Source organism: Tabrizicola sp. BL-A-41-H6, assembly GCF_050632395.1.
Lineage (GTDB): Bacteria > Pseudomonadota > Alphaproteobacteria > Rhodobacterales > Rhodobacteraceae > JAUYQR01.
Map to the genome: position 1 here is coordinate 2019346 of NZ_CP192600.1, position 22168 is coordinate 2041513.

General features: G+C 62.5%; 18 protein-coding genes, 1 tRNA gene and 3 pseudogenes. 10 read left to right on the forward strand and 12 right to left on the reverse strand.

Features of this window, described 5'->3' with window-relative positions; all coding sequences use genetic code 11:
* Position 1: 1 nt before the first annotated feature.
* The 3 genes from ACROUL_RS09910 to ACROUL_RS09920 are packed head-to-tail and all read left to right on the forward strand — an operon-like array spanning position 2 to position 2484.
* Positions 2-1168 carry a dihydrodipicolinate synthase family protein gene (locus ACROUL_RS09910; protein WP_431299332.1) on the forward strand — a complete coding sequence of 389 codons (1167 nt, stop codon included), beginning with the start codon at positions 2-4 and terminating at the stop codon, positions 1166-1168.
* Positions 1165-2169, forward strand: coding sequence for a LacI family DNA-binding transcriptional regulator (locus tag ACROUL_RS09915; protein ID WP_431299333.1), 1005 nt, complete (start codon positions 1165-1167; stop codon positions 2167-2169). Before ACROUL_RS09910 ends, ACROUL_RS09915 begins: the two co-directional genes overlap by 4 nt.
* Before the next feature lie 3 nt (positions 2170-2172).
* Positions 2173-2484, forward strand: a complete 312-nt coding sequence (locus ACROUL_RS09920) for a Dabb family protein (protein WP_431299334.1) — start codon at positions 2173-2175, stop codon at positions 2482-2484.
* A gap of 3 nt (positions 2485-2487) precedes the next feature.
* Here ACROUL_RS09920 and ACROUL_RS09925 read toward each other — a convergent pair whose 3' ends face one another.
* From ACROUL_RS09925 to ACROUL_RS09935, 3 genes are read right to left on the reverse strand one after another with little or no spacing between them, the layout of a single operon-like run.
* On the reverse strand, positions 2488-4065 hold the full coding sequence (locus tag ACROUL_RS09925) for a CRTAC1 family protein (protein ID WP_431299335.1): 1578 nt from the start codon (positions 4063-4065) through the stop codon (positions 2488-2490).
* Positions 4062-5369, reverse strand: coding sequence for a vanadium-dependent haloperoxidase (locus tag ACROUL_RS09930; RefSeq protein ID WP_431299336.1), 1308 nt, complete (start codon positions 5367-5369; stop codon positions 4062-4064). The genes ACROUL_RS09925 and ACROUL_RS09930 overlap by 4 nt, the downstream gene beginning before the upstream one ends.
* A 57-nt stretch (positions 5370-5426) precedes the next feature.
* A complete protein-coding gene (locus tag ACROUL_RS09935; protein WP_431299337.1) occupies positions 5427-6800 on the reverse strand; it encodes an NAD(P)/FAD-dependent oxidoreductase in 1374 nt (457 codons plus the stop codon).
* 386 nt (positions 6801-7186) lie between these two features.
* Between ACROUL_RS09935 and ACROUL_RS09940 the strand changes: the two are divergent.
* Positions 7187-7514, forward strand: a pseudogene (locus tag ACROUL_RS09940) (integrase core domain-containing protein); the annotation flags it as partial.
* A 247-nt stretch (positions 7515-7761) separates the two neighbouring features.
* Here ACROUL_RS09940 and ACROUL_RS09945 read toward each other — a convergent pair.
* Positions 7762-8535 carry a sulfotransferase family 2 domain-containing protein gene (locus ACROUL_RS09945; protein ID WP_431299338.1) on the reverse strand — a complete coding sequence of 258 codons (774 nt, stop codon included), beginning with the start codon at positions 8533-8535 and terminating at the stop codon, positions 7762-7764.
* Positions 8536-9194: 659 nt separating this feature from the next.
* Here ACROUL_RS09945 and ACROUL_RS09950 point away from each other — a divergent pair.
* Together ACROUL_RS09950 and ACROUL_RS09955 are read left to right on the forward strand one after the other, a co-directional pair.
* A complete protein-coding gene (locus ACROUL_RS09950) occupies positions 9195-10049 on the forward strand; it encodes a class I SAM-dependent methyltransferase (RefSeq protein WP_431299339.1) in 855 nt (284 codons plus the stop codon).
* 38 nt (positions 10050-10087) lie between these two features.
* A complete protein-coding gene (locus ACROUL_RS09955) occupies positions 10088-11317 on the forward strand; it encodes a glycosyltransferase WbsX family protein (RefSeq protein WP_431299340.1) in 1230 nt (409 codons plus the stop codon).
* A gap of 63 nt (positions 11318-11380) precedes the next feature.
* On the opposite strand, the pseudogene ACROUL_RS09960 reads toward ACROUL_RS09955, so the two are convergent.
* The 4 genes and pseudogenes from ACROUL_RS09960 to ACROUL_RS09975 form a co-directional block, all read right to left on the reverse strand.
* Positions 11381-12528 (reverse strand): annotated as a pseudogene (locus tag ACROUL_RS09960) (IS3 family transposase); the annotation flags it as partial.
* 120 nt (positions 12529-12648) lie between these two features.
* Entirely contained in the window at positions 12649-13188 is a 540-nt protein-coding gene (locus tag ACROUL_RS09965) for a tyrosine-type recombinase/integrase (RefSeq protein WP_431301276.1), read from the reverse strand.
* A gap of 48 nt (positions 13189-13236) precedes the next feature.
* Positions 13237-13776: pseudogene (locus ACROUL_RS09970) on the reverse strand (tyrosine-type recombinase/integrase); the annotation flags it as partial.
* Positions 13777-13960: 184 nt separating this feature from the next.
* A tRNA-Ile gene (locus ACROUL_RS09975) sits at positions 13961-14037 on the reverse strand.
* 116 nt (positions 14038-14153) lie between these two features.
* Between ACROUL_RS09975 and purM the strand changes: the two genes are divergently transcribed.
* The 3 genes from purM to rnd all read left to right on the forward strand — a co-directional run bounded on the left by purM (position 14154) and on the right by rnd (position 17050).
* The gene (gene purM / locus ACROUL_RS09980) at positions 14154-15200 is read left to right on the forward strand and encodes a phosphoribosylformylglycinamidine cyclo-ligase (RefSeq protein ID WP_431299341.1); all 1047 of its coding nucleotides are present in this window, start codon (positions 14154-14156) and stop codon (positions 15198-15200) included.
* Complete coding sequence (purN, locus tag ACROUL_RS09985) at positions 15197-15787, forward strand: phosphoribosylglycinamide formyltransferase (protein ID WP_431299342.1); 591 nt, start codon at positions 15197-15199, stop codon at positions 15785-15787. The genes purM and purN overlap by 4 nt, the downstream gene beginning before the upstream one ends.
* Positions 15788-15895: 108 nt before the next feature.
* Positions 15896-17050, forward strand: coding sequence for a ribonuclease D (gene rnd, locus ACROUL_RS09990; protein WP_431299343.1), 1155 nt, complete (start codon positions 15896-15898; stop codon positions 17048-17050).
* Here the strand turns inward: rnd and ACROUL_RS09995 are convergent.
* Positions 17047-17493, reverse strand: coding sequence for a hypothetical protein (locus ACROUL_RS09995; protein WP_431299344.1), 447 nt, complete (start codon positions 17491-17493; stop codon positions 17047-17049). The genes rnd and ACROUL_RS09995 overlap by 4 nt on opposite strands.
* 125 nt (positions 17494-17618) lie before the next feature.
* Here ACROUL_RS09995 and ACROUL_RS10000 point away from each other — a divergent pair, with 125 nt between their 5' ends.
* A complete protein-coding gene (locus ACROUL_RS10000) occupies positions 17619-18032 on the forward strand; it encodes a SufE family protein (protein WP_431299345.1) in 414 nt (137 codons plus the stop codon).
* Here ACROUL_RS10000 and ACROUL_RS10005 read toward each other — a convergent pair.
* The 3 genes from ACROUL_RS10005 to cobT form a co-directional block, all read right to left on the reverse strand.
* Positions 18013-18354 carry a DUF427 domain-containing protein gene (locus ACROUL_RS10005; protein ID WP_431299346.1) on the reverse strand — a complete coding sequence of 114 codons (342 nt, stop codon included), beginning with the start codon at positions 18352-18354 and terminating at the stop codon, positions 18013-18015. The two genes, ACROUL_RS10000 and ACROUL_RS10005, sit on opposite strands and share 20 nt — an antisense overlap.
* Before the next feature lie 7 nt (positions 18355-18361).
* On the reverse strand, positions 18362-20158 hold the full coding sequence (locus ACROUL_RS10010; protein ID WP_431299347.1) for an aminopeptidase P family protein: 1797 nt from the start codon (positions 20156-20158) through the stop codon (positions 18362-18364).
* A gap of 74 nt (positions 20159-20232) precedes the next feature.
* A complete protein-coding gene (gene cobT, locus ACROUL_RS10015; RefSeq protein ID WP_431299348.1) occupies positions 20233-22101 on the reverse strand; it encodes a cobaltochelatase subunit CobT in 1869 nt (622 codons plus the stop codon).
* Positions 22102-22168: the final 67 nt, after the last annotated feature.

The window sequence follows — 22168 nt, forward strand, 5'->3', positions numbered from 1 at the left end:
GATGCTGTTGCCGACCGAAGCGGGGACGCTGGAAGCTTACCGCCTGACCGGCGAACCGTTGGTGCCGCGCGCGCCAAGGGTGCCGCTGACGCGCACCGCCTTTGCCGCGGCGCACGTGATTTCCGACCCGCTGCGCGAGCGCAATCCGTGGGATACCCGCCCCGCGGTGGATTGGGACGCGACGCTGGCGTTCCGGCAGGGGCTTTGGGATCAGGGATTGGGGCTGGCCGAGGCGATGGATACGGCACAGCGCGGGATGGGGGTAGACTGGCCGACCGCACTGGAACTGATCCAGCGCACCATGCGGGCCGCAAAGGCGCATCCCTTGCGTCCGCGTGTGGCCTGTGGGGCGGGGACGGACCATGTGCCCTTGGCAGAGTTGCGGACGGCTGAGGCGATTTTGGCGGCATACCAGACGCAGGCCGAAGCGATCGAGGCGGCGGGCGGGCAGCTGATCCTGATGGCAAGCCGCGCGTTCACGGCGATGAAAGCGGGCGTCGGGGTCTACCGGCGGGTCTATCGCCAACTGATCGAAGGCGCGCAGGAGCCGGTGATCCTGCACTGGCTGGGCGACATGTTCGATCCGGCTTTGGCAGGCTATTGGGGCAGCCCCGATGTGGACGAGGCGACAGAGTTCGTTCTGGGGTTGATCGCGGACAATCCCGCCAAGGTGGATGGCATCAAGATATCCCTTCTGGATCAGGCGCATGAAGAGGCGTTCCGGGCTCGGCTGCCCAAGGGCGTGCGGCTTTATACCGGCGATGACTTCAACTACGCGCCCCTGATCGAAGGCGACGGGGTGCATCATTCCCACGCGCTTCTGGGGATTTTCGCGGCCATCGCACCGGCGGCCAGTCAGGCGCTGGAGGCGCTGGCGCTGGGGGACCGCGAGACCTACCACCGATTGCTGGCGCCGACGGTGCCGCTCAGCCGCGAGATATTCCGCGCGCCGACACGGTTCTACAAGGCCGGGATCGCGTTCCTGTCGTGGCTGAACGGCCACCAGCGCCATTTCATCATGCCTGCGGGGTTCCAATCCAGCCGCGACATCGTGCATTACTCGGCCGTGTTCCGTCTGGCCGATGCAGCGCGTTTGCTGGAACGGCCAGACTTGGCGGAAGAACGGATGGGCCTGATGCTGAAGCTGCACGGGATCGGGGTGGAGTGACGAAACGGCCGACCATCATCGAGGTTGCCGAGGCGGCGGGCGTGTCAAAATCGACCGTAAGTCTGGTCTTGCAGGACAGCCCCCTGGTGAAGGACGAAACGCGCGCGAAGGTCCGCGAGACGATGCGGGCGATCGGTTATGTCTACAATCGGGCGGCGGCGAACCTGCGGTCGGCCAATGTCGGGCTGATCGGGCTGGTGATCAACGATCTCAGAAACCCGTTCTTCACCGAATTTGCTACCAGCCTTCAGATGGCACTGTCGGCACGCGGCTACGCGACGGTTATCGCCAACACCGACGAAGACCCCACCATTCAGGCGCAGGTCGTGGGGTCGATGGTTGAACATGGTGTGTCGGGCCTTGTGATCTCGCCCACCTATGGCGGCACTGAGGCCACGTTCGGGCCGCTGGAGCGGGCGGGGATACCGGTGCTGCAGGTGCTACGGCAGGCGTCGGGCGATACAGCGCGGTTTCCCTTTGCTTCGTTCGATTACCTGTCGGGCGGGCGGGCGGCAACGCGGCATCTGCTGGATATCGGCGCGCGGCGGATCGCGTTTGTCGGTGGGCCCGAGGGGCGGCCGATTACGGCGGAACGGATGGCGGGCTATCTGGCGGTGCTGCGCGATGCCGGGATGGAGCCGATCATCCTTCCGGGCCGGTCGTCGCGGGCTTTCGGGCGCGAGGCGGCGCTACGGCTGGGACGGGAATTCCCCGAGGTAGACGCGGCGGTTTGTTTCAACGATCTGGTCGCCTTGGGCATGATCGCCGGGTTTGCGGCGGCGGGACGGCGCGTGGGGGCGGATTTCCGGCTGGTGGGGTTCGACGACATCGAGGAATGCGCGATGGTCTACCCGCAACTGTCATCGGTGCGGTGCAACATCGCGGGGTTCGGCAGGGTGGCGGCGGATACGCTGGTCGACTGGCTGGAACAGGACAAGCACCCCGTGCCCGTAACTCGGGCGCCGGTGGAATTGGTCGTGCGGGCGTCAAGCGGGGGGTGAAGGATGCTGCAACACTGTGTGTTCTGCGATGTGCGGGCAGATGCGCCGGAGGGCGCGGTGCACGACGTGATGCGCCGCTTGGCGGCGCTGGCCGAAAAGGTCGATGGCATGACCGCCTTCCAGCACGGGTCAAACCGGGATTACGAGGCGAAATCAGATCGCTACGGCATGGGCTTCATCTGCACCTTCCGTGACCGGGCGGCACATCTGGCCTATGAGCAGCACCCCGAGCATCAAGCGGCGGGGCGCGATCTGGTGGCGCTGTGCAACGGCGGCGTGGCCGGGATCATGGTCTTTGACCTTGAGGTCGGCTGAGCCTCAGGGTTGCCAGACGGCCGGTTCGCTGCCGGGGCTGAGGGTGTAGAAGGCGCGGGCGGGCAGAGTCTGCCACGGGCCTTCGCTGCCATCGGGCCAAATCACGCGCATCTCGGCGGCGTCGGTCGCGCCAAGGCCAAAGTGCAGCCAGCCGACACTGCCGCTCATGTGGCCGCCGCCCGATGTGATTTCGTGACGTTCGACCGCCTCGCCGCGGCGAACCTCGATCACCGCCCCGATGGCGTTGCGGTTGGGGCCGGATTGACTAAGGCGCACCTGCACCCAGGCGCCCGGAAGGCTGGCATCCCCGCGCCAGATTTCGGCGCCTTCCCAGCGGTTTACAACGACAAGGTCAAGTGCACCGTCAAGGTTGAAATCAACCACCTGCGCCCCGCGACCGGTCTTGACGCTGGCGATCTTGGCCTTGTCGCCAACCTCGACGAACGTGCCATCCTCATTCTGTAAAAGCAGGTTGTTCGGATCGGCCGCCGCGAAATCAGGCATCTTGGCGACGTTGCCCTTGGCGACGAACAGATCAAGCCTGCCGTCGTTGTTCACATCCGCGAATTGCGGGTGCCAGGCGGTGGAAGGTTTCAGGTCGTCGCCGGTATAGGGCCGGTGCGCGGTGATGCCGCGCGCGAAGGCAAGATCGCTGTAGACCGGCTTGGTGCCCGGTTCAGGTGTGGCGAGGGTCTGGAACTTGTTGTCGGCCATGCTGGTGAGAAAAAAGTCAGGATAGCCGTCCAGCGTGATATCAGCCGACGCGATGCCCATCCCCCAGATGCGCAGCCGCTTCCAGCCTTCCTTTTCGGTGTATTCGCGCAGCGGTTGGCCGGGGTCGAGGTGCCAAAGTTGCTCGCGCCCGGCCTTGTAATACTCGCGGTCGTTCGACACCCGCAGGGCCGCTTGGCCGGTGCGGTTCCAGTCGGAGAATATCATCGACAGGGCGCAGAAGGATGGCGTCAGCGGGATCGACGGGCCATACCCTTCGCCGGTCGGGCGGTAGAGGTGGTTGTCGGTGCAAGAGCCCCAGGGAAACGCCTCTTCCTTGCGGTCGATGTAGGTGCCGATGGCAAGGGTGGGCCAAGTTTGCCCCTTTTCCCAAGTCGCGGCAAAGGCGGTGGACCAGGCGTCCCCGCCGTCGAAGCCCCAAGCGGCTGTCGCATCCTCGAACCGGCAGTCGCCAAGGCCGCGCAGCAGCAGATCAGGCCCCACGCGCAGGGTGACGAGGTCGAGGATGCCGTCGCTGTCGATGTCCAGAGGATAGGCGCCGGTGATGCCTGTGGGAAAGGCGGCGTCGGCCTTGGTGAAGGTCAGCGGGCCGCCCGTGGTGCTACGGTTGAGGTAAAGCGCCGAAGGGTCGGCACCGCCCGAGATGAACGCCTCGGGAAATCCGTCGCCAGAACAGTCGAAGGTCGAAACGCCGCCGCCGACCATGTATTCCCACTCGCCCTGATAGGCGGTGGTGATGCCGGAGGTGGCGGTTTCGTCGGTAAAGACGGGGATCACGGGCTCGGCCAGCACGGGGATGGCGAAAAGCACGGGGGTGGCGACAACCACAAAGGCGATGCGGAGGATCATGCGCGGGTCTTCAATGCAGCAGCGTAGGCGCCGATGCAGCGGCCTTGGGTCAAACCCTGCTCGACGCCAAATCGGTAGTGGATACCACCGTAAAGCCTTGAAATTCCAGCCTCTTCAGCGGCCGCCCAGAACGATGAAAAGCTGCGCACGGGCAGGCCCTCGTCTTCATGGGTGTGATCTTCGAAGGCGAAGTCATCGCCAAAGGCCGCCGACAGAACGGTGGCGGCCGCACCGGACTGGGTGCTGTGGCCCGAGGGGTACTCGGGAAAGGGCGGGGTGTTCAGGATCGGGTCGAACTTCGGGTCGATGTGGCGGCGGATATAGGTGATCGGGCGCAAGAGATTATACTCGAACTTGGCGGCCCAGCAGCCGATGAAGGCGTCGGCCATCGTGATGCCAAGCTTGGCGAGGATTTCGGAAATGCGGTCGGCGGGCAGGGCGTCACGTTCGGCGATATCAAGAACGATGGCGATCCAGTGGCCGGGCGGCGTGGGCGACAGCATCGGGTCATCCGACCAGAAGCGCGCGATCAGGCGCTGTTCATCGGTAAGGTTCGTGACGGTGTCGTAGACTTCTTTCGCCGCAAGGAAGAACGGCGAGGCCGGGTCCTCGCTGTAGGCGGGCGGGGCGGGCAGGCTGCAGGCGTCGCCCGTGGGCATGGCGAAGGGGCGCACCTTGCCCCAGTTGGGCAGCAGGGGCGCCTGCTGTTGCCGCACAAGGCTGGTCGGCACCCAGTCCTGCGGGTTGGTACCGGGGGTGTAGCTGGTCGGAAAGCCCATGTTCTCGATGGTGGCGCCGCCATCCGACTGCGACCATTGCAGGATATGCGCGGCAATCGCCTCGCCATGTGCGGTGCTGCGGGCGACCACGTCACCGGCGATGCCGTCCATCGCCTTGCCGGCCATCCGGTCGGTCATCGCCCCCATCGCGCGCTGGCCGGTCGGGCCGGTGTTGGAAAAGAAGTTCTTTGCCGATGCGGCAAGCGCTGCGTGCAGGACACAAGCCTCGTCATGGTCGCCGGGGGCGCGGGCCGGAAGCCCGGTAAGGCCGTTCACCTGACCGGCAAGTGATCGCAGGGCAGAGTTGCCGCTGGCCATCGCCTCATGCGCCGTGATGCCGATGTAGGCGAAGGCGCGGCTGGCGACAGGGGGCGAATATGTGGCGGTGTGGCGGACCAGCTCAAGGATCAGCCGATACCAGGTGACGACGACGTCCCGCTCTACCTCGGGTCGTGTCGCGGCAGCAAGTGGGCCAGCCATCAGCGCCAACGGAAGTGCCAGTATGTGCCGACGATGAAATTTCATGGTCCCGCTCCCCAACGCTGGCCGTGTTATGACAAGCGGTCGGCAATCGGGCAAGCGTTAGCTGCGCCCGGTCAGCCAGTTGCCAAGTGCACCGAGCCGTGACGGCCCCGCGCCGGGCCGGGTTTCGCGCCGGTCGGCGGCGTTCAGAAGGCCGTACATGCCGTGCACCCCCAGCCAGCGGAACGGCTCCGGCTCCCACGGGCGGACACGACGATTGACCCACGGCAGGTGAACAAGGTCGGTATCGCGGCCGGTCGCAAGGTCGGCCAATGTCCGCCCGGCGAGGTTGGAGGTGGACACACCGACGCCGACATAGCCGCCAGCCCAGCCAAGCCCCGTTGCGGGATCAAGGCCCACCGTGGCGCACCAGTCACGCGGCACACCAAGAACACCGCACCAGGCGTGGTCGATCCTTGCCTGCCGCGCGGCGGGGAAATGGCGATGCAGGATCGCGGTCAGCCGTCGGATGGTCTCTGCGTCCGGCGCGCCGTTGGTATCAAGGCTGGAGCCGAAACGGTAAGGCACGCCCCGCGCGCCAACGGTGATGCGCCCCTCTCGCGTGCGCTGGCAATAGCAGTAGGCATTGGCGAAATCGCCGACGATCTCATCACCCTGCCAGCCGATCTGGCGCCAGACCTCGTCGGGCAAGGGTTCGGTGACGATCTGGGCGGAATTCAGCGGCAACCAGTCGCGCTGCAAGCCGTCGATACCGGCAGTAAAGCCTTCGGTGCAGCGCAGGATGATCGGCGCACGGACGATGCCAAGGTCGGTGGTCACGCTGCCCTTTTGGTAGGCGCTGACCGTGGTGCCTTCGACGATCCGAACGCCCAGCTTTTCCACTACGGAGGCAAGCCCGCGCACCAGCTTTGCCGGCTGGATGCGTGCGACGTTGGTCACGACCATCGCGCCAAGCGCGCGCGGGATGCGAATGCGGTCGGCGAGGCTGTTTGCCGCCATCTCGAACACCCGGCCGTCTTCGCCCCAACGCCTGCGGTGCGCAACCTCGGCCTTCAGGCGGGTCATCTGCGCGGGGTTGGTGGCGACCATCAACTCTTCGGTGCGGCGGATGTCGGCGTCGATCCCTTCGGCTTCGGCCACGCGGATCACCTCGTCGACGGTGCCGTTCATCGCCTCGACCATCGAGCGGACGGCATGTTCGGAAGAGGTTTCCAGATACCGCCGATGCGTCCAGGCAAAGCCGCCAGTCAGCCAGCCGCCGTTGCGTCCCGACGCGCCGTAGCCCGCGAAATCCTTTTCGATCACCAGCACGTCCAGCGCCGGGTTGGCCTTCTTGAGGTAATAGGCGGTCCAAAGCCCGGTATAGCCCGCGCCGATGATCGCCACATCGGCGTTGGTGTCACCGGAAAGCGGCGCGCGGCGGAATGGCAGGCCGATATCGGCATACCAGAAGGAAACGTCGCCGATCTTCATGCCGCGTGTGCTCCGGGGAGTGAAATGGTGGGCCCGGACGATTCCGCGGCCCCTTGATTCCTATACACTTAGGGAAGTCTACCAACAAAAATACCAACAAAGGCCACCCAAGAATCCGGGTTCGCTCGGGTTTTGCGATACCAACACCGACCTGCAATGTTGGTATCGCAATCGTCACATTAGATGTTGACTAAGTGGACGGCAACGGTACCAGAACGCGGGCATCCAAAGTATGCTCTATCTTGGCCAAAGCCGGACTCCTCTGTGGTGTGGTTCGCAAAACCACCATAGAGATCCGAGACCCGGTTATGGCCGCCTTCTGGGCAATCTTCAAGACTGTGCAGGCGGCCATAACCTTCAAGCGCGCTTCATTTCAGACATGCTACGGTACCGAGTTCATCTCCCGGGAACTTGATTTCTGGACCTATGCCAACGCCGTCACGCTGGACTTCTCCCGGCCGGGCAAGCCGACCGATCGAGCCATTGTCCGCCATTAGTCCGAGAACAATTGCGAGGGGCTTCATCGAGGCGTTCAGTTCGAAGCTCCGGGCAGAATGCCTGAACGCGCACTGGTTCATGAGCCTTGCCGATGCCCGCGAAAAACTGGATACTTGGCGTAGAGATTACAACGAGGTCAGGCCCCACAGCGCGATCGGATACAACGTCCCGATCGCCTTGCATTATCCCGATGGCGCAGCCAGCCCGTCATCGTGAATGAGTCGGAAAATTCCACCCTCCGGCGGTCCAAGGTCAGGTAGCAGTGCAAGAGCCGGAAAACTCTGCCTTTGGGCGGTCCAACGTTGTGGATCGGATCAGTCACCCACCGGCTCTGGTTTCAGCTGGATGAACGTCGGGGTCACAGCAGCCGTTACAAACTTGCTCCATAATGCATCCTCCCATCCCGGTGAAAGGATCGCACCATCAAGCCTTGGGAGGAAACATCTGGCTTTTTATTAAGTGGTTATTTACGTCGAAACTTCCTCGTCACGCGGGCAAACCCGTCCCGAATCCAACGACGACGGATTGCCGGATTGCGATAGGTGCGTATCGCATGATCGTACAGTTCTCGGTCCAGCTCCGTAATTTCTGCTAGTCTCCGCCGCAAACTCGACGAAAGCGCGCCACCTGAATGATCAATCGACACATTGCTCTTCTTCACCTCGACATTTGGTGCTCCGAGCGCCTTGAATATTTCCGCAATATCTTCGTTGAACGTTGAAACGAATCCGATATGGTTGAACGTCGCCAGATTTCGTTTTGCAGAATTGATCAAGGTCAGGGGATCCTCCGTAAGCGGATGTGCCAAAGGCAAGCCTACCTGTGAATGGCCGTAGCCAATTGCAAGCTGCCAAACTTGATTGTTCCAAATCTTCGATAAATGATCTGGACCGTGATCATCCGAGAGGAATCCCTCCAGGTCTGTCTTGTGCGCTATTGCATAAAGTGGCTGTTCTGTGGGCTCGCGAGAACGACAGAATCTATATAGAGATGTAATCCGATCAACAGGGTCCCGCAGGAACGTAAAACAATACCTTCCGCTCATTAGAGGTTGAGCGAAGGCATATCCAAAATGCCCGGATACGAAATCGTGCTGCCGGGATTTCTCGAGCCCGAGTTTTACAAAGTCGCCATGACTGCTTACTTGTGAATTGCCATAAATCTGGCGGGCCATTTCTTGCACAGACGTTCCGGCTGTCTTTTGAATATGGAGAAACAGCGCGCGTTTTCTCAGCATTATTTCTAAGCCCAATTATTCATTCCATCGCATAGCCTGCGACGCTACGCCTCATCCAGAATTGAACGAAATACTCTTATACCAAACATCACCAGCGGATCGCTCGCGTGGCGAGGTTGCAAACAAACGTCGTTTACCGAGGCTACTATGCTGCCTGCTGGTTTTGTCGTCCGCCGTGATCCTTTGTCAACACCTTTCCTGCTTAAGTGTTGAGTTCTGCCTTTATCCTTGAGGACCCTGCGACCCTGGCAAATCAGGCGTGAGATGCCGGCAGGCACCGATGCAGCGCCGAATGAGTCAGATGCAGGAGCGACAAATGCAAGGCACAGAGGCAGTCGACCAGGGCAACAGCTTGTAGCGACCGAGCGCGACGACCGATGGTTCCTCGGCGTCAGTCAGCATCGTGGACCGCGGTGCCGTCGGCCCGGCCTTCGTGTCCTCTACTGTGGCCCGGTTCCGCCACTTTGCCACCGTCTGGGGCTGAGGCCCAGTTCCCGGCTCAGCTTCAAGCGAACCTTGCAATCGCTTCATTGCTGTTTTGACGGTGTGGGGTGAAAAATACATAGGGCGTCGCTCAGATCTTCATCACAGACCTTTGCCCTTGTCTTCGAATTCTTGCCCTGCGATAGTATATTTGAACGTGAATTTAATGGTGATACGTGACATCTGACTCCCGCCACGTTTACGAATATGACATTGACCTGAGTAGTGATCTCGCTCCCGCCCGTGTGTTGAGGATGGTGCGGCCAGGTAGCCGTGTGCTAGAAATTGGGGCGGGGCCCGGATCGATCACGAGGCACCTGTCCGGTACACTGGGTTGCGACGTTGTCGCGCTTGAGATCGATCCCACCGCCATCGAGAAGCTTCTTCCGTTTGCGCGCAAGGTCTTTGCCGCTGACCTGAACGATGCGGGATGGGCAGATATCTTACGCAAAAGTGAAGGCCAGTTCGACTTCGTTATCGCGGCCGACGTGCTGGAACATGTTTACGACCCCTGGTCGGTACTCGGCGGGATGAAATCGCTCCTGAATGATTCGGGCAGTGTGATCTTATCCCTGCCGCATGTTGGTCACGCCGCAGTTGCCGCGTGTCTGTTGGACGAAGATTTCGAATACCGTCCGTGGGGGCTGCTTGACCGGACGCATATCCGTTTTTTCGGCATCAAGAACGTCGAGGCGCTCTATCGCTCGAACGAAATGGTAATCGAGCAAGCAGAGTTCGTGGTGCGAACACCTGAGATGACGGAGTTTGTGCGTCGCTGGCGTTCCTTGCCGGCAGAGGTGCAGGCAGCATTGCAGCGCAACCGTTTTGCCCATGTCTACCAGGTTGTTAGCCGTGCCGTCCCGGCAGAACGCGCCGGTACGCCTGTCGACCTTCTTGCTCAGCAAGTGGTACCTCCTGATTTGAAGACGATTGAGTACTGGGAAAGAACGATGGCGTCGCTGCCTGCCGAGAGTGCGCTCGACCTGCGACCAACGATCGAGGGTGAACCCTTGTCATCTGCGCGGGTATGAGGAACAAGATCGCGGAGTTGGTCTCAGGGGTTGACAAGATGACGGATGTGGTTGCGGACGAACCGCCGAAAGAGCTTGACGTTCGCCCGATTGCCTTTTACCTGCCCCAGTTCCATCCCATCACGGAAAACGATCTTTGGTGGGGTAAAGGCTTTACCGAGTGGACGAACGTAACCAAGGCGGCGCCGTCTTTTCCTGGCCATTACCAGCCACATCTTCCTACGGATCTTGGCTTTTACGACCTTCGCTTGCGCGAGACGCGCCACGAGCAGATAGCACTTGCCAAATCCTATGGCATTCACGGCTTCTGCTATTATTACTATTGGTTTTCAGGGCGCCGCCTTCTGGAACGTCCGCTGGACGACATGTTGGTCGACGAACACAGCGACATGCCGTTCTGCTTGTGCTGGGCGAACGAAAACTGGTCGCGTCGCTGGGACGGAGCAGAAAATGAGATCCTGATTGCCCAGCAGTATCGCCCTGAAGACGATCTGGAGTTTATAAGGTCGCTTGAGCCGTTCCTACGCGACCCGCGTTACATTCGGATCAATGGAGCGCCACTCGTCATCGTGTACCGACCGCAGCATTTGCCAGATGCTGCAAGGTCGCTGGAGATTTGGCGCGAGCATTGCGAGAACGTTGGGATCGGTCCCCTGCACTTGGCCTGTGCATTGACTCACGGCAATTGGGACCACCATCAGTTCGGCTTCGATTCCGGAGTCGAGTTTCCGCCGCATAACATGCGAGCGCAGAATCTCGCACCGAAAATTGACTTTTTTGAGCAATACAAAGGCTACTGTCCGGACTACAGCGATGTGGCCGAGGAGTATCTCGCAAATCGCTATGGGCCAGCGCGTAGCGTGTTCCGTGGGGTGTTTCCGTCTTGGGACAATACGGCACGACGCGGCGCTAACGGCACTGTTATCATGAATGGAACGCCCGAGAACTACGAGTACTGGCTGTCTGAAGCAGTGAGGCGAACCCGTGAAGAGTTTCCGGGGCAGGACAGACCGCTGTTCATCAACGCCTGGAACGAATGGGCAGAGGGTTGCCATCTGGAGCCGGATCGCCGCTACGGTCACAAATTCCTGGAAGCGACCCGCCGCGCGATAGCAGGTACTGCGCTATCAGGCTGGACCCATGTTGGGGTTCCGGAGGAAGCACGTCTGCCACCAGGCGCGCCGATTAAGCATAAAAGTTGGAAAAGCCGTACATTCCGCAAGCTTCGCGACACGATCACGCTGCGAACTCTCAGAAAACGAACTTGACCGATGCTTCGGCACCTCATGTCGTTTCTGGGGCTGACCTGCCCGCCGGTCGTCCCTCGTTGATAACGCGAGTCCTTGGGGTTGATAGTTGTCGGTTTCGGGTTGGGCAAGCGCGTCGGGCGCGTTGCCCTCAGATTGCTCAAGCGCCCGGCGCGCGTCTGCCGGGGTCTGGTTCCCCAGCGATGAGTGTGGGCTGATGTGGTTGTAGTCGTATCGCCACAGGGCCAGCTTGCGGCGAGCATCAGCCAGACTGTCGAAGATCTCCTCGTTGAGGCACTCGTCGCGCAGGCTGCCGTTGAATGACCTGATGTAGCCATTCTGCTGCGGCTTGCCCGGATCGATGTAGTGCCATTCGACCTTGTTGTCGTTCGCCCATTTGAGGATGGCCTTGCTGGTGAACTCGGTGCCATTGTCAGAGACAATACACGCCGGTTTTCCGTAGATCCTGACCAACGCATCCAGTTCCCGCGCGACCCGGGCCCCGGAGATACTGGTGTCTGCAATGAGGCCGAGGTTTTCACGGCAGCAATCGTCGTTGACCGCCAGGATGCGGAACTTCCGGCAGGCCCCGAAGGTGTCGGACAGAAAGTCCAAGGACCAGCGCTGGTTCGGCCGCAGCGGGACCGGCATCGCTGTGCGGCTGCCGCGCGCCCGTTTGCGGCCACGACGGCGGCGCACCGACAGGCCCTCTTCCCGGTAAATCCGGTAAAGCTTCTTTTCGTTCATCACCATGCCCACACGTTCCAGCATGACACCAATGCGCCGATACCCAAACCGACGCCGCTTCTCGGCGATCTTGTTCATTTCCAGACGGATCTCCGGATTATCGGGCGGATGCTCGCGCCGCACGGTCTTGGGATCGACACCGATCAAGACGCAGGCCCGGCGCTGAGAGATCGGATGACCCTTCAACGCCCGCAACACCGCGTCCCGCCGTTGCATCCCTCGCCATTGTGCTCGAACCAATGGCGCACAATGGCTCGACGTCAGGGCTTTCCCAGCAGATCCTTGAGCACGACATTGTCGAGCATGACATCCGCCACCAAGCGCTTCAGCTTGGCGTTCTCTTCCTCAAGCTGCCTCAGGCGTTTTGTGTCTGACAGGTCCATCCCGCCATACTTGGCCTTCAGCTTGTAAAACGTCGCTGGGCTAAGGCCATGCTTGCGGCACAGCTCAGCCGTCGGCAAACCAGCCTCCTGCTCCTTGATCATCCCGATAATCTGCGCGTCCCCGATAATCTAAGCGCCGCTGAAACGGCTCTTTCGAATTCGTCTGCTCCTTCAGGGTTGCGCAGAACCTACATCAGACCGAGCGAAATTCCGGCGGGCAGGTCAGTCCAGAAAGCCCGAATACCAATCCATCATCCGGCGGCGTTCGTCGAGATAGAGGGCGGCGTTATAGGCGCTGCGAACCTCATTCGCGGGGACGTGGGCAAGCTGGCGTTCGATCGCGTCTGCCCGCCACAGGCCGCTTTCGTTCAGGATGGTTGAAGCGGTAGCCCGGAAGCCATGCACCGATGCGCGCGAATGGTAGCCCATGCGATAAAGGCCATAGATCAACGTATTCTCAGATATTGCTTTGTGCCCCGACTGCCCCGGCATGACCCATCGCAGGCCGCAGGCCAGTTCCTTGAGTTCGGCGAACATGCCTTGCACCTGACGGGACAGGGGGACGATATGGGCTTTTCGCATTTTCATTCGTTCGGCCCGTATCCGCCAAGTGTCCCCTTCAATTTCGTCCCATGTGGCAAACCGCAGTTCGGCAGTCCTAACAAAAGTGTGTGTGATGATCCGCAGCCCCAGCGCGGTTGCCGTATCTCCACTGTAGGTCTGAAGAGCTCTAAAGAAGTCCGGTAGCTGATCGGCCTTCATGGCTGCCCGATGTTTCTGGCGTGGGGCAGACTTCATAGCGCCCGCCAGTGGTGCTGCAGGGTCGGACGTGGCCCAGCCGTTCGCCACGGCGAACCGGAATAGCGCACTCATGGTCTGGCGAAGGCGCTTCGCCATCTGCAATGCGTTCCGGGCTTCAACCGCGCGAAGCTATGCCAGCACCTCAGCCGGCGTGATCGAGGCTACATCGCGGGCGCCGATCGTGGGGAACATATCAGAGTCCAGTCTCGCCCATATGCGGGCGGCGTAGCCACTCACCCATGCCGTTTCGCGGGCATTAAACCATTCGCGGGCGGCGTCCTTGAAGGCTTTTACCGGCGCGGCAGTTGCGCCTTCCTTCGCTGCAGGGTCCAGCCCCGCTGCCAGCTTGTCCTTCAGTTCAGCGGCGCGAAGCCTTGCCGTGGCAAGCGAGACGTCGGGGTAGGGGCCAAAGGAAGCGGTTCGTTGCTTCGCCTGCCAACGATAGTTCATGCGCCAAAGCTTTGATCCGCCAGGCGTAACCTGAAGGAAAAGCCCGCGTTGATCCGACAGTTTCTGCACCTTGTCGGTGGGCTTGGCAGCCCGGCACAGGGCATCCGTAAGGCCATGGCTGCGAGTCCTTTAGTTGGTATCGCAGCCATCAAACCAACAAACGATACCAACAAAAGCGAAGACACATGGGGACGCATCTAGACGCATGACGCAAAGTAGCTGACCCAAACCGCTGCTTTAAATCGATTTTCGGCCGATCAAAGATGCATGGGTACGGGTTTTTTGGTAGGCCCGGAGGGACTCGAACCCCCAACCAAGGCGTTATGAGCGCCCTGCTCTAACCAATTGAGCTACAGGCCCGTAGCGCGCCCTTGCCTATCAGATCGGGCCGGGTGGTCAAGCTTTCGGCTTTGTTGCGAAGCGGCGCGGAACCGCGTAAGGGGGCGGCAACGTGCGGGACCAAGCGGAGCAAGCGGATGGTTACGGGGAAAAGCGGGCTGACCTATGCGGATGCGGGCGTGGATATCGACGCCGGAAATGCTCTGGTAGACCGGATCAAGCCGGCGGCCAAACGCACGATGCGTCCGGGCACGATGGGTGGGCTTGGCGGGTTCGGGGCGCTCTTTGACCTGAAGGCAGCCGGATACAATGATCCCGTGTTGGTTGCCGCGACCGACGGCGTCGGCACCAAGCTTCGGATCGCGATAGATACAGGCGTGGTTGACACAATCGGCATCGATCTGGTGGCAATGTGCGTCAACGACCTTGTCTGCCAAGGTGCCGAGCCGCTGTTTTTCCTTGATTATTTCGCCACCGGCAAGCTGGAGATCAACGAGGCGACGCGCATCATCAACGGCATTGCCGCCGGCTGCCACGCCTCGGGCTGTGCGCTGATCGGCGGCGAGACGGCGGAAATGCCGGGCATGTATCACAAGGGCGATTTCGACCTTGCCGGTTTTGCCGTGGGTGCGATGGAAAGGGGTGGTGAGCTGCCTTCGGGCGTCCGAGAAGGCGATGTGCTTCTGGGCCTTTCGTCCAGTGGCGTCCACTCCAACGGTTATTCCTTCGTGCGCAAGGTGGTGGAGCTTTCGGGCCTTGGCTGGGATGCCGCTTCGCCGTTTTCGGATGGCACACTGGGCGAGGCGCTGCTGGTGCCAACGCGGCTTTATGTGAAACAGGTGCTGGCGGCGGTGCGGGCAGGGGGCGTCCATGCGCTGGCCCACATTACCGGGGGTGGGCTGACCGAAAACCCGCCGCGCGTGCTGCCAGACGGTCTGGCCTGCGAGATCGACCTTACGTCCTGGACCCTGCCGCCGGTATTCCGCTGGCTGGCCGAGACGGCCGTAATGGCCGAGGCCGAACTCCTCAAGACCTTCAACTGCGGGATCGGCATGATCGCCGTGGTGGCTGCAGACCGGGCAGACACGCTGACCGCGCTCCTGGCTGCCGAAGGTGAGACCGTCACGCGCATCGGCCAAGTCGTGGCAGGCGAGGGCGTCGTCTACCGCGGCCACCTGCTGTGAAGCGCGTTGCCATCCTGATTTCAGGTGGCGGGTCGAACATGCTGGCGTTGGTGCGCGACATGCTGGGCGAGCATCCGGCACGCCCGGTGCTCGTGGCCTCGAACGACCCCAAGGCGGCCGGATTGGCCCGTGCGGCGGCGCTTGGCGTGCCGGTTGCGGCGGTGGACCACAGACCCTTCGGCAAAGACCGCGCGGCGTTCGAGGCGGCGCTGCTGGCGCCCTTGCTGGCGTCCGAGCCGGACATCATCTGCCTTGCCGGCTTCATGCGGGTCCTGACGCCGGATTTCGTGCAACGCTTTGCCGGGCGGATGCTGAACATCCACCCCTCGCTGCTGCCGAAATATCCGGGCCTTCATACCCACTCCCGCGCGCTGGCAGCAGGCGACGCTGAGGCCGGCTGCACCGTGCATGAGGTGACGGCAGACCTTGATGCCGGGCCGATCCTTGGGCAGGCCCGGGTCCCGATCACGGCGGGCGATGACGAAGCAAGCCTTGCAGCCCGCGTGCTGGCCCAGGAACACCGGCTTTACCCTGCCGTGCTGCGCCGGTTCGCGGCTGGTGACCGGACCCCGGTGTTTTTGCCCTGACCTACCCCGCGCAACGGCGCGCCGCGCAGACCCCTTTCTTTTCCCACCGTTCGCCTGTAAGCGAGGGCGGTCTGCGGGATGACCCCGCGTTTCGCTGAAAGGCGCAACATGCGCACGATTACGACCACCCAGGACCTTGCCGACTACTGCGAGATGGCAAAGTCTCAGCCCTACGTCACCATAGACACCGAATTCTTGCGCGAGCGGACCTATTGGTCAAAGCTCTGCCTGATCCAGTTGGCGATGCCCGGCGCGGGCGAAGCGGTTCTTGTCGACCCGATCGAGGGCGCGGACATGTCGATGGAGCCGCTTTACGATTTGTTCCGCCACGAGGCGACGGTCAAGGTATTTCACGCCGCACGACAGGACCTGGAAATCTTCTTCGTCGAAGGCAGGGTCTTTCCGAAACCCCTGTTCGATACCCAGATCGCAGCGATGGTCTGCGGCTTTGGCGAACAGGTCGGTTACGAGACGCTGGTAAAGAAGATCGCCCGCGAAAACCTCGACAAGACCTCGCGTTTCACCGATTGGTCGCGCCGCCCGCTAAGCGATGCGCAAAAGGATTACGCGCTGGCTGACGTCACCCATCTGCGCGTGATCTACGAATTTCTGGCCGCACAGCTGAAAAAGAACGGTCGCGCCGAATGGGTCGAAGAAGAACTGGCGGTTCTGACTGATCCCGCGACCTACACGGTGGAACCGGACGAAGCCTGGACGCGGATCAAGACGCGGACCACCTCGGGGCGGTTTCTTGCGGTGGTCAAGGCATTGGCGAGGTTTCGCGAAAGCTATGCGCAGGCACAGAACGTGCCCCGATCGCGCGTGATGAAGGACGATGCGCTGTTGGAGCTGGCCTCGACACGCCCTACGACGCAGGAAGAACTCGGCCGCTCGCGTCTTTTGATGCGCGAGGGCCGCAAGTCCGAGATTGCGGATGGCATCATTCAGGCCGTGAAGGCCGGTATGGAGATGCGTCCCGAAGAGATGCCGCGCATCGATGCGTCGCGCGAACAGATTCAGGTCAATCCGGCACTGGCCGACCTTTTGCGCGTGCTGTTGAAGGCAAAGTCCGAAAGCCTTGGCGTGGCGCCCCGGCTGATCGCATCGAGTGCTGATCTTGATGCGATTGCCGCGGGCGAACGCGATCTGGCGGCGCTGGCCGGCTGGCGGCACGAAGCCTTTGGCGAGGATGCGCTGCGTCTTTGCCGTGGTGAAATCGCGCTGTCGGCCAAGGGCAATGAGGTTCGGATCGTCCGGCTTTAACGCCGCGCCGACCGCGCATTGCCCGAACCCTGCACCACGATCTCGCGCACCGGCTCCAGCCGAATGTCCGAGATGAACTCGGCAACTGTGACTTCGCGCGACTGCGGGGTGCTGACGCTGGTGGGCGCAGGGGGCGGCACCAGACGGAATTCATACACCAGCGTCCCGTCTTCGGTCAGCGGCAGCGGTATCAGTTCTGCCTTCCACCAGCCTTGCGTCGGCGTGCGCCCAGTGGCCCGCACAATCGCGCCGCCCGGCATCGGTTCTACTTTCAGGCTCACGACTTCGGCGACCAGCGGCCGGGGGTCGGCGGGTGTTTCCGGCAGCACGATGGTCTCGCGCGGTTGCGATCCGCCGAACCAGTTCATCGGGTTGAGTTTGCTTTCGCCGCAGCCGACAAGCGCGATGCAAAGGGACAAGACGATGATCTGGCGGGCTGGCATGTCGGGGCATCCTGAAGTTGCTGCCTTTGGGTAGCCTACGCCGCCGTATTTGAAAAGCGCGTGTTGCGGGCTGGACCTTTGCGGGCAGGCGACATACCTCATCCCGGACAGAGCGGAGACGGGTCATGGCCACCGAGGCATTCGAGGAAATCGCCGAAACGTTCGAGTTTCTGGACGACTGGGAAGACCGCTACCGCCATGTGATCGAACTGGGCAAGGGCATGCCGCCCTTGGACGACAGCTTCAAGGTGCCCGCGCTCAAGGTGCAGGGCTGCGCAAGTCAGGTCTGGCTGCGGCCCGTTATCGAAAACGGTCGCTTCGACTTTCAGGGCGAAAGCGACGCGATGATCGTGCGCGGCCTGATCGCCGTGCTGCACGCGCTTTATTCAGGCCTGCCTGTGGCCAAGGTCGGCAAGGTCGATGCGGCGGCCGAACTTGGCCGTCTGGGCTTGAACGAACACCTGTCGAGCCAACGGTCGAACGGCGTCCGCGCGATGGTCGAACGCATCCGCTCGGTGGCTAGCGCAGCGTCAGCGTGACCTTGTTGGGGTAAAACGCGAGGTGGCCGGCAATCGCGGTCATGTCACCGATCGGCGACTCGTAGGACCAGACGGCATTGTCCAACACCCCGGCATCGGTGTGGATCGAATAATAGCTCGCCGCGCCCTTCCACGGGCACGTGCTTGCTCGGGTGGTTTTTTCCAGCTTGGACATGTCGATATCGGCGCGCGGAATGTAAAGGACGGGCGGATAACTGCCCTCTTTCAACTCCAGCGCGCGGTCGGTCGTGCCAAGCGTCGTGCCGCCAGCAGCGACCGTGACGGAACCGGCGGCAGGCGTGATCTTTATATGGTCGGCCATGAATACCTCACAACGGGGCGCAGGCGGCAGTCAACCAGTCAAGGGTAGCGGAAGATAACCGCGGGGCAAGCTTTTCCAGGACCGATGCGTGATAGGCGTTCAGCCAGACCCGCTCGCCCGGTGCCAACATCTGGACCGCGATCAGCCGCCGGTCAAACGGCGCGAAGGTCAGCGTCTCGAACGACAGTTGCGCGCGGTTGTCGCCTAGCGGGGCTGCCGTTTCCACCACGATCAGGTTTTCCAGCCGAATGCCGAACGCGCCCTCGCGGTAATACCCCGGTTCGTTCGACAGAATCATCCCCGGCTCCAGCGGCACGTCGGACAACCGGCTCAGGCGCTGCGGGCCCTCATGCACCGACAGGAATGCTCCGACGCCGTGGCCGGTGCCATGGTCATAATCCTGCCCGGCCAGCCAGAGCGGATAGCGCGCGATGGCATCCAGATCGCGCCCCGCCAGACCCTTGGGAAAGCGCAGGCGGCTGATCGCGATCGTGCCTTGCAGCACCCGCGTATAGCACTCGCGCGCCTCGTCGCCCGGATCGCCGATGGCAATGGTGCGGGTGATGTCGGTGGTGCCATCGACATACTGCCCGCCCGAATCGACCAGAAGCAGGCTGTTCGGCGCAATCGTCCGGTTGGTTTCCCGCGTCACCCGATAGTGGATGATTGCCCCGTTCGGCCCCGCACCGCTGATCGTGTCAAAGCTGATGTCATGCAGCGCGTTGGTGGCCCGGCGAAAGCCTTCCAGCGCCTGCACCACGTCAATCTCGGTCAGTGTGCCGGTCGGCGCGCGGGCATCCAGCCAGCACAGGAACTCGGCCATTGCGGCACCATCGCGCAGATGCGCCTCGCGCGTGGCGGCGATCTCGGCGGCGGTCTTGCACGCCTTCGGCAGACGGCAGGGATCATCACCCCAGGCAATCGCAACCCCGGCCGCCTCCAGCTCGCGTGACACCGCGATCGGGGCGGTGGACCGGTCCACGCGCACCGGACCGTCAAGAGTGCGCAGGGCGGGGACAAAGGCGTCGGGCGGCAACAGCGCCACGTCCGGGCCAAGGTGGGCTCGGACGGCGTCATCAAACTTCGCCGGGTCGGCAAACAGGGTGACGCGGCCACTGTCGTGCATGATGGCAAACCCGTGCAGCACCGGGTTTCGCGGCACGTCCGACCCGCGGATGTTCAACAGCCAGCACAGGCTGTCGGGCAAGGTTATGATGGCCGCGGTCTGGCCCGCTGCCCGCAACGCCTCGGCCAGACGGGAGCGTTTTTCTGCGCTGGTGTCACCCGCAAGCTGATCGGGGTGAGGGAAGGCGCGGCCCTGCGGCGCGGCCGGTTGCTCAGGCCAGATACGATCGACGATATTGTCAACAGGACAAAGGCTTACACCAGTATCTTCAAGTGCCGCATGAAGCCGGTCGATTTCGTCTTTTGTGTGCAGCCACGGATCGTATCCGATCCTCCCGGCCGAAACATGTGCCTTGATCCAATCGCCGGGCTTCGTTTCGGGCCAAGGCACCGGCGTGAAGGCCGCCAGATTCACCTGCGCCTTCACTTGTGTGCGATAGCGTCCGTCAATGAACACGCCCGCAGTCCCCGGCAGCACGATGCAGAACCCCGCCGATCCGGTAAACCCCGTCAGCCATTGCAACCGCTCGTCCCGCGCGGCGACGTATTCCCCCTGATGCGCGTCGGCGCGCGGGATGATGAACCCCTCAAGCCCCGCCTCGGCCAGCGCCGACCGCAAGCGCGCCAGGCGGGGCGGGCCTTGTTCCGGGGCGGCGGTGGTCTCGAAACTCTGGAACATCGGTCACCCGTTCATCTGTCTGAAAATATCCTCGGGGGGTGAGCCGGAACGGCGAGGGGGGCAGACGGCCCCCCTTACCCCGCCCGCCTCATCCCAAGCGCGCGGGCGCGCTTTTTCGGGTCCACCTCGAACAGCGACGCCAATTGTTCGGTCATGGCACCCGCAAGCTGTTCCACATCGGTGATCGTGACGGCGCGGTTGTAATACCGCGTCACGTCATGGCCGATGCCGATGGCGATCAGTTCCACCGCGCGGCGGCGTTCGACCATCGCGATCACGTCGCGCAGGTGCTTTTCCAGATAGTTCGCCGGGTTGACCGACAGCGTCGAATCGTCCACCGGCGCACCGTCGGAAATCACCATCAGGATACGCCGCGCCTCGGGGCGTGCCAGCATCCGGCGGTGCGCCCATTCCAGCGCCTCGCCGTCGATGTTTTCCTTCAAAAGCCCCTCTTTCATCATCAGGCCAAGGTTCGGCCTGACCCGCCGCCACGGCGCATCGGCGGATTTGTAGATGATGTGGCGCAGATCGTTCAGGCGGCCGGGGCCAAGCGGGCGGCCCTGCGCCAGCCAGCGCTCGCGGCTTTGCCCGCCTTTCCAGGCGCGGGTGGTGAAGCCAAGGATCTCCACTTTCACCGAACAGCGTTCCAGCGTACGCGCCAGCACGTCCGCACAGATCGCCGCGATGGAAATCGGCCGCCCGCGCATGGAACCGGAGTTATCCAGCAGCAGCGTCACGCAGGTATCGCGGAACTCGGTGTCCTTTTCCTGCTTGAAGCTGAGCGGCGTCGTCGGGTTCGCCACCACCCGCGCCAGACGGCCCGCATCCAGCGTGCCTTCCTCAAGGTCAAACAGCCACGACCGGTTCTGCTGCGCCTGCAACCGGCGCTGCAACTTGTTTGCAAGGCGGCTGACCGCACCCTTCAGGGGTTCAAGCTGCTGGTCGAGATAGGCGCGCAGACGTTCCAGTTCGGCCGGTTCGGCAAGTTCTTCGGCGCGGATCTCCTCATCGAAATCGGTGGTATAGACGGTGTAGTTCGGATCAGCGTCGGAATAGGGGGCTGGCGGCGGCGGCTCCAGTGGGGCCTCACCTTCGGGCATTTCCGCCTCGTCGCCCTGTTCCATGTCGGCGCTGTCTTCCATCGAGACCTGCGCCTGGCTTTGGTCAAGCTGTTCTTCCTGGCTGCGCTCGGGCGAAGTTTCGCTTTCGTCGCTGTCCTGCTCCTCCTCGCCAGCGGAATCGGGCGCGTCCTGATCGTCCTCGGCCTCGTCGCCCGCCTCGTCTTCGGGCGTGTCGGGGTCGTCGCCCAACTGGTCACCATACCCGAGGTCAGAGATCACCTTGCGCGTCAGCCGCGCAAAGGCGGCCTGATCGGCCAGCGCTTGGTCGATGTTCTGCAAAGTGCCGGAGGCGTGGTCCTCGATGAACCCGCGCCACAACTCCATCACGTTGGCCGCGCCCTTCGGCATGTCGCGCCCCGTCGCCAGATGCCGCACCAGATAGCCCGCTGCCACCGGCAGCGGCGCGTCTGCGGAATTTGTGATCTGGCCATAGCCCTTGCGGTCAGCCTCGTTGGCGATCTTGGCGTCGATGTTGCCGGCGGTGCCGGGCATGTCGCGCGCACCCACCGCCTCGCAGCGGGCGGTTTCCATCGCGTCGTAGATCTCGCGCGCCAACTGCCCGGTGGGGGCATAGCGGTTCGACACGCCTTCGTCGTGATACTTGCGGCGCAAGGCAAAGGCGTCGGCGGTGCCGCGGGCCAGCAGCACCTCGTCGCGCGTCATCCGGCGCGAGACCTGCGGCAGGCGGATGCCCTCCTTGTTCATGCCGGCCGGATCGACCGAATAGGTGACCGTCATGTCCGGGTCATCCGCCATTGTGCGGGTGGCCTCGGCCAGGGCCTTCTTGAACGGATCGGCGGGGTTGTCGCTGGGCTTGTTCATGGCACAGATAAATCACTGCGGCAGGCCGGGGGCAAGAGTGAGTGCGGCAACGCACAGGATCGGCGCG